We start from the raw sequence: 8,854 nt of genomic DNA on the forward strand, positions 1-8,854 counted from the left end.
CTTGCAGGGTTGTGGCGCTGCTGGACACAGTTTCCACACCCTGCTGCCTTCGTTGAGAACGTTTCTATGACACGCTCACCCGTATCGAGGAACTCGAGTCAGAGAATCAGACGCTTCGAGAGGCACTCGAGGCCTGTATGGAACAACCCGAGGATTGTGATCAGTCTTCGGCGCTCGAGACTGACGATGAGACAGTTATGGAGCAGGACTCGATTTGGAACCGTACAAAGCAGTTATTTGGCGGGACGAATGAGTAGTGTGAGACAATCCGTAGATACACGTTTTATCGATTCCATAGGAAGAACTGATGGAACTGAGTAATGAGCGACTCTCGCTTTCGAGGACTCTCTCGGAGCTAGATCAAGAGGTAGTCGAGTTCACACGTGTTTTGGACTCATGTGATGTTAATTACGTCATTGTGAGCGGGTACGTAGCAATTCTTACAGGCCGATCACGTGCGACTGAAGACGTCGACGTCATTCTCGACCCTCTTTCAAAGGCAGAAACGGAGCAGCTTGTTTCGGCCCTGAAAGAGAGCGATTACTGGGGAATGGCGATGCCGTTGGATGATATGTATTCGTTGTTAAGTGATGAAGACCGGATTCGAATCGCTGAAGACGGAGAGATGTTTCCTAACTTTGAGACGTGGTTCGTTTCAAATGATCTCGAACGTGAAGCACTTGAGAACGCGTTGACGGTGGAGTTTGACGACAGTCAGATTTCGGTTAGCCCAATTGAACTCCAGATTGCATATAAACTTCGGCTCGCACAACAAGCAGGGAGTCTGAACGGAAAAGATTTCGAAGACGCACTCCACCTCTACTTTACGTTCGAGGAACAATTTAACACGGAGGAACTCGAAGTGTACGTCACTGAATTGGGTGTTGAAGACTACTATGCTGAACTCAAACGAGCTTGATAAAAGCCAGACCAAGTCTATTGAGCAACGCCGCGCATTTATCAAGCAGTGGGCAGAGTACGTTCGCACCCATGACGATGAGGAGTGGTCACGCCAACAGAATAAATTGATCAACTCTCAGATCCGCTCTGCGAATGAATCGGCTAAACAAGGAGACACCGATCCTGTTCGATTTCAAGAGGCAATCGATCGACTGCAAAAGCGATAACCTTCCTCGTCCTTATGGGGTGCCATCAGCCTGCAGAGTTCATTGACGAGGCTCGACGCAGATCCACGTATCGGAGAGGTGGATTCAGAGACGCTTCCACAGGAAGGCTAACAAACAGCGATGGTACTGTTTCTTGCTGGTGGCCGTGGATTCACTCGGCGCGAAGGACTTCGTCGGATCAAAGAACGCCTCGAGAAAGAACCTGGTTTCTCCAACGTCCCATATCGACCGTCGCGACTTCGTCCCAGATCTGTTGTTGCTGACGTTGATACTGAGATGTTCTTAGGGAAAGAATTCCCACGCAGCAGGCTACTTTTGAGGTTTCCTGGCGTCCTCGCTGGCACTGATGTTCAGCGTGTGCAGTGGGCCGACGATGCAGTTAGTCTGGGATGACATAATGATGACGATCACGAAGACCTTGGGGTAACTCACTTTCAGATCGAGACTGATGAGGATTTAGTCCACGGACCGGGACACCTCGAGGTGGAAGCGCCGCTGAGTTTCCTGGAGAACTGCCTGCAGGGACTCCCTGCAAAGCTCGAGGTACGATCACAGGTGAATTGTAAGGGTTACACGGCTTGTCTCTTCTGACAGTGTGAACACGTCCGAACATACATTCATTCCTAATATCACTGTAGCAAATGTTCCAATCAGCTATGTTCCAACAGCACCAACACCAATCTATGTCGGGCGGCACGATCGACATCGACGAGTTCGAGAACGCTGACGACGACGAATTCGAGGAGCGAAACGACACCGAGCGGATCGTCTCCTTCCTCAACGAGAACGACGATCGTGCGTGGAAGGCGGCGATGATCGCTATGCAACTCGACCTAGATCCGGACGCTGTCAGTGCGATTCTCTCACGACTGAAAGAACGCGGCCTTGTGCGGCACAAGCGCCCATACTGGGCGATTACAGACGACGAGGAACGGCTCGAATCTGCCTACCGGCTACACCAGTATCACGAGGCTGCAGACGAACAGTACGGAGAAGAGCGTCTCGAAGAGCTCCAAACCGACGAGATGGAGAAAGTGCAGTGACCACATTCGAAGGACTGGAATGTGGTGACACCGTCTGGTGGACCGATCCACTCTCGGAGAAAGGACGCCCAATGCTCATTTTGGGGACTCCTCAGTTCCCTACCCATGGCTTGCAACTCATTACGGTCCTACTCTCTTCGAAAACCTCCCACGTGGAATCGCTCATTCTCAGAGACGATGACAACGAGGGCGACCCACTTGAGGAACGAAGCCATGTCCTTCTGTGGTCGCTCGTGACCCTCAACAGTGCTTCAGAAGTGGAATTCTATATGACGTCCCTTACCGACGAACGCATAGAAAACGTGGTAACACAAACAATCGACTACATTTCCTAAGTAGACGTTGTTCTGACATGGTGATTGTGACTCTACATGACTTCCGATTCAGTCTTGCCCGGACAATCTCTTCGACAACCGATCGAGGCGTCCTTGTGCAGTCTCTTTGCGAGACTGTGTGACCTCAGGGAGGTATTCAGCTTCACAGAGTTCGCTCGCTTCAACGACAATCTCGAGAACCGCCCCTTCATGCTGGCTTTCCGACGGAAGCCTCGCTACGTCGACGTTGAGTTGGTCGACAGTTTCGCCGTCTTCCTCGAGTAAGAGTACTGCTGTTTGTCCGTCGACGATCCGGTCGAGAGTTGCAGTGTAGATCTCAGTCATTAACCGACTAGTGGTGCTGGAGCCACGTCAATTGGACGGGTCAGTGAGGCTTGTGTATCGTCATCAGTTGGTTTCTCCTCGAGAAGATCCGCAGCCTCAGTCGAGAACTCGTGTTCTGTCTCGACGGCGAGATCATTCCCATCAGTGGTGAGTACGACATCGCCGTGGACAGCAGTCCAGTAGGTCTCGATCCCTCGATCCGCGTAGTCCTCGAGGACTTCATCATGTGGATGCCCGTACTGGGAGTCGTATGCACTCGAGATGATCGCAACGTCCGGTGTCGCCTGGCCCATGAACGGCTCCGTCGATGACGTCGTCGAACCGTGGTGGCCTGCCTGATACGCGTCTGTCTCGAGGCTATCACCGTGCTCGTCAGCCATGCGTTGCTCTGCATCAGCTTCCGCATCGCCAGTCGTCAGATAGGAGAACTCACCAAACTCGATTGTGAGCGTTACGCTGTTATAGTGTAGGTCTGAACCTGAGTCACCCGTCGGCGGGTTGAGTACGTCGACGGTCGCGTCACCGAACTCGAAGTGATCTCCCTCTTCGACGATCAGCAGTTCGACATCGTGTTCTTCGATCGCGTCGAGATATCGCTCGTACGTCTGGCTTGTGTGTGCAACACCGGAGTCATAGGCAACGCCGATACCGTTACGCTCGGTTTCGTAGTGTTCGATGATTGCATCGTGACCGCCAATGTGATCGGCGTGACCGTGTGTCGCGACAAGATGGTCGATTCGATCGACATCCTGGTCCTCGAGGTACGCGATTACGTCGGACCCGCCTTGACGCCAGTCACCGGAATCGATGAGCATCGTCTCACCAGAGGGTTCGATCAGGAGCGTGGCATCAGCCTGGCCGACGTCGATATGGTGGATCTCGAGTTCTCCATCGATATCGGGAGCATCACCTGGGTCGAGATCGTCCGTTTCGGCGTTGTCGGATTCGTCTGCATCAGGTTCCGCCTCACCCGTTGATGAATCGTCGTCAGTGGCGTCTGAATCGATCTCCTCGAGGTCATCATCTGCTTCGACCGTCGGATCATCGGTTCCTGTCCCAGTTCCGTCGGCACAGCCCGCAAGAACGAGCATCGCTGCGACAAGGATGATAAGGAGAGGTCGTTTCATTGGTGTGTGTTTTGGGTGCTCTCACACATGATCGCTCGCGAAAGCCTGTCAGCGCCACCGGATTCCAACAGTGTCACCTCTCGCAAAAACAGGGTCCGGGGACCCCGTTTCAGTGATGCCAGCTGAGCGGCGGGGTTTACCATGGTACATCGGGGTATAACAGATGTGACACGAACCCGCCACCGCATCTCCCATCCCAGGACATGAGAATCTGTTGGTTGATTCAATTATAGAACATAGTTATTTATACCTATTTGGATCGGAAACACTCGAGGACCACATCACCTCGTTATTTCATACGGTTGAAATCAGGCTGACTGGCAACGAGGTCGGCAAAGTGTGTCACCTGTCGGCAGGACAACCATGAACGGAGGAATGTCACAGACTGATAACACTCGGTTTGAGCCGGAAAAGAAGTCAAATACAGGTTCGTTGAAGACTCTTGTAGAATGAACGACCTCACCGGGTTTCAGCGTGATCTGTTGTACGTGATCGCGGGTGCTGACCAGCCATCTGGTCAGGACGTCAAGGATGAGGTGGAACGGTACTACGAGAGTGAAATCAATCACGGCCGCCTGTATCGGCCGTGTTGAATCGCCATACTGCGTCGGAATTCACTGTTTTACGGCTCGCTTGATGTTGTAGACGACACACATCAGGGCGATTTCTCGAAACTCACGGAACCAAGACCGCGCTCGCACGGCAAAGCCGAGCGAGCGCTTGACAGCCGAGTTCACGGTCTCGGTCATCGAGCGCTGATTGTAGCGCTGTTCGTCGATTCTGGTGTTATGCGCATGGTCGTACGGTGCGAAAATGCGATGTTTGATGAGCGGTCTGATACCGAGTTCACGGAGTGCTTTGCGGAGTGACTGCTTGTCATAGCCCTTGTCAGCGGCCAGAGACTGCAGATCGCCCGCGTTCCGGCGGGCGATCTGCTCGGCGAGGTCTGCGTCACTTCCTTCCCGGGTCGTTGAACAGTGAACGTCGAGGACGGCTTGAGAGTCTGTATCGACGAGTTTTGTGACCTTGAGCTTCTGGACGCGGTAGCTGATTCGTTGGCAGCAGTGGCGGCTCGCTGCGGAACGTTCGTAGAAGGTAGCGTCGATTGCGCCGTGTTTCGAAGGATCGTGCAGCTGCGCCGACTGGCGCAGCAGCACTCGACAGACGCTCATACTGATCCGGTCGAACGCCTTACACAACGTAGATGGCGAGGGGAGATCGGCCGCGCTGAGGCCGATCTCCCCGGTTATTTGTGGCATCTCCTTGAGCAGGTCAATCGTCATTCGGTAGGACGTATCGAGGTAAATCCGCAGACAGTGCAGGGAAACGAAGGCGTAGTCGGCGAATCCGCCGCCACCTTCCGGGGCGGCGGATTCGTCTCCATCACCAGTGACTCTTTTAGCAACCGGCACAACTTCTCCAATGAAGCGGGAGATTTGTGTCATGAACAACTCGGGTCTCCCGCTTCAACGCCTTTCATTTACTGACTTGTTCCGCTGCCGTCTAGTGATTCAACACAGCCCCTGTATCCAAACCTGGATACGCTCGTCAACAAGCAGTTCACCGAGAAGGGGCAACTCGATCGGCGGACAAACTACTACGCCATCACCGATGACGGTGAGGACGTAATCCAGGAGCGACAGGAGTGGGAGCACCAGTACGTCGATATGTGAGCCGACGCGCATTCAGTCGGAGCGGACGTTCACTGGCTCTGACGGTTGTATCGAAGAAAAGTCTTATACTGGCAGGATAGTCTCATCGGAGCATGTCCGCTGAGACTCCCGACACTCTGCCACATCTCGTTACTATTGTGGGCAGAGGTGTCTCTTCGAACTACGAAATTACCGTCGACGGCGAGATTGAACTGGTCGGTGCTGATCCACTCGAGGAAGCCACGGTCGTCACGGACCACGCCGCAGAGGGCGCGGTCGATACCGGAGTGATGCGATTCCGATTTTCCGGCCAGATGGCAAACGTGCAGATTGCCGACTGGAACGGCGTACCAGCACCGGAATCGCCGAGCACACCGGAGGTCCACATCGATTACGGCGCACCTGTCCAAGCCGGGAACTAATGCGCTTTCGGTTGCTCGACAAAGCGACTGACGACGGCTAACTCGAGATATGCCAGGGATACGGAATCTCATACTCTAACATCGGTGATTTCAGTTTCACTGAGGTTGGGTCGCATATATATTGTCCTAGGTTGGATACTGATTGTAGAGGGGGCAGACACACCACACCCTGTCGCAGTCACACGCACTTCCCCCTCCAAGACCTGCAGTAACTCATGTCCACGACAAATCCACCATCTCTCGGCACCTGCCCATTCTGCCACGCCGAGATCACGCCGATCGACGTGATCCTCGAGTACGAAACAGACTCGGGTTTGGCAGTATACGCCGAGTGTCCCGAGTGTCAAGACGTCGTGAACCCGCAATAACTGTCGTCTCATGCTATTTGAAGAGATGAACCGGTTGCTCGCCCGGACAACTCAGACAGAGACAGCGGTCGTGTATGAGTGCCGACGCTGTGGAACCACTGTCGATAGTGATACCGAGACCTGTCCAGCATGCGAATCAGACGCAATCGTCGAATACCGGATCTCCTGACATATGCCAGAGGTATACGACCGGATTCTGGATGTTGTGGCGGGGAACCCGGGAGCCACTGTTGAGGAAATCACGGACCTGGCACATGATTGTGGTATCACCGACACAGGTATCCCGGATCTCCTCACAACAGCTGAGGGTAACGACGATCTTCTCGAGTTTGACGGACGGTACTGGGTAATGCGGACAGGCAAGTATCGGTTCCATCGCTACGACCACCCAGAAACCTGACTCCCCTTTCAGGTCTGTGTACCGGACCGCTATGTGCCAGCGCTGACTGTTGACTGGACGCACGATCCCTTCTTTGAGCACCTGTTTCCGGATGCCCACGATCAGATGGACCTTTCTTCCCGTAACGAGGGAGATGGTGCCCCAGCAGAGTCAGATTTCACGAGGCGCCCCTCGAGGCCGAACAAGCCCTTCGCGGGATTGATGAGCGACTCCCCGAACCGATGACGCTCAACAGTTCGCTCACTGAACTGGGTGCCACCGCAGATGCGTATGCTCGGCTCGATCCTGAGCACCGCAACAGCGGGGAGTAAGCCAACGTACTCAGCCTATCGTCGGTAGTAGATTCCTTGTATCTTACCTTTGGGTTAGGCATCTTCTGCAGTTCTGAAGAAGGGAGACTGACCTTAACCAACAGTTCCGAGTGGTATCCCCAATTTGTTGGTTAACACTCGCGGAGCTAGACCTTGTTCTATCACTTCATCTGCTACCAACATACCTGTCTTCCAGCGCGGGTGGACGGCCGCTCGCGACACCTGTGAGGAAGGAACGTAAATGCAGCAGATCCTCCCCGGATGTGCCTTCCGCGATGCACTCCCCAGCTCGGATCTGGGCGAAGCCCACACCTGGGGGACGGAAGAACGGGTTACTCACCCGATCTGTGTCGATTGTGCGATCCAGACACAGCCAGATCCCGACGAGCGCAACCACCACGCCTGGGACGGATGCAGACTCGTCGTCGACGCACTCGCGGCGTCGCCGGCGTTTCACGCCGGCTTCCAGTGGGACCTTCGGTCCCGCCCGGCTCACGCGGTTTCAAGTGAAACTCGGTCACCTGGAGGGACCACTGCAACTGTGTGCGCGGTGTAGTCCCAATGGATCAGCCACGTACTGGACTCGCGACCTCGAGGAGTATCTCGTCGCGTCGCCGGACGAGTGACCCCAAACACTCTTTACTGTTTCGCTGTAAACTGTAATCAATACCAAGCCATGTCACGTACGTCAAACCGAGCCAACGGCGACGTCATCCGCGACTTCCTCTCGGTCGCGGACCTTCTCGAGGGACCGCAGCTCGCTCAGCTGTATGCGTATATCGATCAAGAGGAGGAAGTGACCGTCCAAGAGATGATGGACGCCCTCGGCCTCGCGCAGGGGACAGCATACACCTACGTCAACCGGCTGGTTGACGCTGGCGTCCTCGAGGCGACGACTGACGACCAACCACGGACGTATGTCGCTCGTGACATCGACCTGACCATCACAGCTGCCGAGGGGACCCGAGAATACACGATCACGCCAGTTCTCATCGATGCCGTCGGGCGCCGCACGACCGACGATGACATCGATACATACATCGATCGGCACGGAATCGCGGGCCTCGCGACGGCACTCACCTATACCGTCGACCGGGAGCAAGGGAAGGTCACCCACCAGCTGATGGCCCGTGATCTCGATATCTCCCCGCTCGCGGCCGAGATCATCCTCCAAGCGCTTCGGCCCATTGTCCACGAGCACTTCGATATCGAGGGGGCAGGCGCGTCGGTCGCGGATATCGAGGGTGTCGATCGAGACGTTGCCGGCGACGACGCGTGAGCGCCATCCATATCGCTGATACCGGTCTGTTCGTCGCGATGGGGCAACCGTCGAACCGTCGGTATCAGGTCGTCCGAACGTTTGCACGCCGGAACGACATGACGTTCGTCCTCCCGGAACGTGTCTACGACGAACTGACCGTCAACGCGCCCGACGTCGAGACACCGCCGGTCGACACGGCAATCGACGAAGGGTGGGCCCGAGTCGCAGCCCCGTTGGGATACACGAACGCACTAGTCTCCCGGACGATGGACGGTGTGCAGCGATACATCGCGAACGCTGATGACCGCCCTGCCGACGAGATCGAACGTGCGGATCCAGCGCTGGCAGGGGTCGCCGCTCAAGCGTTCGTCGACGAGACCGTTGACCACGCTTACATCTACAGATAAGAGGGTACCACAGAATCATTGACACACCTCGATCGTCGTTTTGCCAGGGTTAGCTCCTCGTTTGTAGTTGGCGATAG

At 55.1% G+C, this 8,854-nt stretch carries 10 protein-coding genes and 4 pseudogenes; 11 read left to right on the forward strand and 3 right to left on the reverse strand.

Translation table 11 applies throughout. The features are described from left to right. The first annotated feature begins 307 nt into the window (after positions 1-307). The 3 genes from FYC77_RS19655 to FYC77_RS21135 all read left to right on the forward strand — a co-directional run bounded on the left by FYC77_RS19655 (position 308) and on the right by FYC77_RS21135 (position 2,505). Positions 308-919, forward strand: coding sequence for a hypothetical protein (locus FYC77_RS19655; protein ID WP_149083190.1), 612 nt, complete (start codon positions 308-310; stop codon positions 917-919). An 891-nt stretch (positions 920-1,810) separates the two neighbouring features. Then, entirely contained in the window at positions 1,811-2,170 is a 360-nt protein-coding gene (locus tag FYC77_RS19670) for a MarR family transcriptional regulator (RefSeq protein ID WP_149083192.1), read from the forward strand. After that, positions 2,167-2,505, forward strand: a complete 339-nt coding sequence (locus tag FYC77_RS21135; RefSeq protein WP_149083193.1) for a PemK-like protein — start codon at positions 2,167-2,169, stop codon at positions 2,503-2,505. The genes FYC77_RS19670 and FYC77_RS21135 overlap by 4 nt, the downstream gene beginning before the upstream one ends. A gap of 48 nt (positions 2,506-2,553) precedes the next feature. Here FYC77_RS21135 and FYC77_RS19680 read toward each other — a convergent pair whose 3' ends face one another. Together FYC77_RS19680 and FYC77_RS19685 are read right to left on the reverse strand one after the other, a co-directional pair. Beyond that, positions 2,554-2,829 (reverse strand): DUF3006 domain-containing protein, encoded by a 276-nt coding sequence (locus tag FYC77_RS19680; protein ID WP_149083194.1) that lies wholly within the window; start codon positions 2,827-2,829, stop codon positions 2,554-2,556. Next, positions 2,829-3,956, reverse strand: a complete 1,128-nt coding sequence (locus FYC77_RS19685; protein WP_149083195.1) for a ComEC/Rec2 family competence protein — start codon at positions 3,954-3,956, stop codon at positions 2,829-2,831. Before FYC77_RS19685 ends, FYC77_RS19680 begins: the two co-directional genes overlap by 1 nt. Positions 3,957-4,405: 449 nt before the next feature. Here FYC77_RS19685 and FYC77_RS19690 point away from each other — a divergent pair. Continuing rightward, a pseudogene (locus FYC77_RS19690) lies at positions 4,406-4,537 on the forward strand (PadR family transcriptional regulator); the annotation flags it as partial. Positions 4,538-4,570: 33 nt separating this feature from the next. Here FYC77_RS19690 and FYC77_RS19695 read toward each other — a convergent pair. Beyond that, on the reverse strand, positions 4,571-5,401 hold the full coding sequence (locus FYC77_RS19695; protein WP_149083196.1) for an IS5 family transposase: 831 nt from the start codon (positions 5,399-5,401) through the stop codon (positions 4,571-4,573). 78 nt (positions 5,402-5,479) lie between these two features. On the opposite strand from FYC77_RS19695, the pseudogene FYC77_RS21200 reads away from it, so the two are divergent. From FYC77_RS21200 to FYC77_RS19730, 7 genes and pseudogenes are all read left to right on the forward strand, one after another. Then, positions 5,480-5,629: pseudogene (locus FYC77_RS21200) on the forward strand (PadR family transcriptional regulator); the annotation flags it as partial. 92 nt (positions 5,630-5,721) lie between these two features. Beyond that, the gene (locus FYC77_RS19705; protein ID WP_149083197.1) at positions 5,722-6,030 is read left to right on the forward strand and encodes a hypothetical protein; all 309 of its coding nucleotides are present in this window, start codon (positions 5,722-5,724) and stop codon (positions 6,028-6,030) included. Between the two features lie 215 nt (positions 6,031-6,245). Continuing rightward, positions 6,246-6,398 carry a DUF7837 family putative zinc-binding protein gene (locus FYC77_RS21205; protein WP_449406749.1) on the forward strand — a complete coding sequence of 51 codons (153 nt, stop codon included), beginning with the start codon at positions 6,246-6,248 and terminating at the stop codon, positions 6,396-6,398. A gap of 172 nt (positions 6,399-6,570) precedes the next feature. Next, positions 6,571-6,798, forward strand: a complete 228-nt coding sequence (locus FYC77_RS19710) for a hypothetical protein (protein WP_149083198.1) — start codon at positions 6,571-6,573, stop codon at positions 6,796-6,798. Between the two features lie 552 nt (positions 6,799-7,350). Further along, positions 7,351-7,735 (forward strand): annotated as a pseudogene (locus FYC77_RS19720) (DUF7558 family protein). 50 nt (positions 7,736-7,785) lie between these two features. Beyond that, complete coding sequence (locus FYC77_RS19725) at positions 7,786-8,388, forward strand: DUF7437 domain-containing protein (RefSeq protein ID WP_149083200.1); 603 nt, start codon at positions 7,786-7,788, stop codon at positions 8,386-8,388. Beyond that, a pseudogene (locus FYC77_RS19730) lies at positions 8,385-8,771 on the forward strand (hypothetical protein); the annotation flags it as partial. The gene FYC77_RS19725 and the pseudogene FYC77_RS19730, both read left to right, overlap by 4 nt. Positions 8,772-8,854 lie beyond the last annotated feature (83 nt).

The sequence above is a fragment of the Natrialba swarupiae genome, assembly GCF_008245225.1.
Classification (GTDB): Archaea; Halobacteriota; Halobacteria; order Halobacteriales; family Natrialbaceae; genus Natrarchaeobius; species Natrarchaeobius swarupiae.

Bases quoted from the DNA above. Each gene is read 5' to 3' on its own strand.
- FYC77_RS19655 (WP_149083190.1), top strand. From the start codon at position 308: ATGGAACTGAGTAATGAGCGACTCTCGCTTTCGAGGACTCTCTCGGAG.
- FYC77_RS19670 (WP_149083192.1), top strand. From the start codon at position 1,811: ATGTCGGGCGGCACGATCGACATCGACGAGTTCGAGAACGCTGACGAC.
- FYC77_RS19680 (WP_149083194.1), bottom strand. From the start codon at position 2,829: ATGACTGAGATCTACACTGCAACTCTCGACCGGATCGTCGACGGACAA.
- FYC77_RS19685 (WP_149083195.1), bottom strand. From the start codon at position 3,956: ATGAAACGACCTCTCCTTATCATCCTTGTCGCAGCGATGCTCGTTCTT.
- FYC77_RS19695 (WP_149083196.1), bottom strand. From the start codon at position 5,401: ATGACACAAATCTCCCGCTTCATTGGAGAAGTTGTGCCGGTTGCTAAA.
- FYC77_RS19705 (WP_149083197.1), top strand. From the start codon at position 5,722: ATGTCCGCTGAGACTCCCGACACTCTGCCACATCTCGTTACTATTGTG.
- FYC77_RS21205 (WP_449406749.1), top strand. From the start codon at position 6,246: ATGTCCACGACAAATCCACCATCTCTCGGCACCTGCCCATTCTGCCAC.
- FYC77_RS19710 (WP_149083198.1), top strand. From the start codon at position 6,571: ATGCCAGAGGTATACGACCGGATTCTGGATGTTGTGGCGGGGAACCCG.
- FYC77_RS19725 (WP_149083200.1), top strand. From the start codon at position 7,786: ATGTCACGTACGTCAAACCGAGCCAACGGCGACGTCATCCGCGACTTC.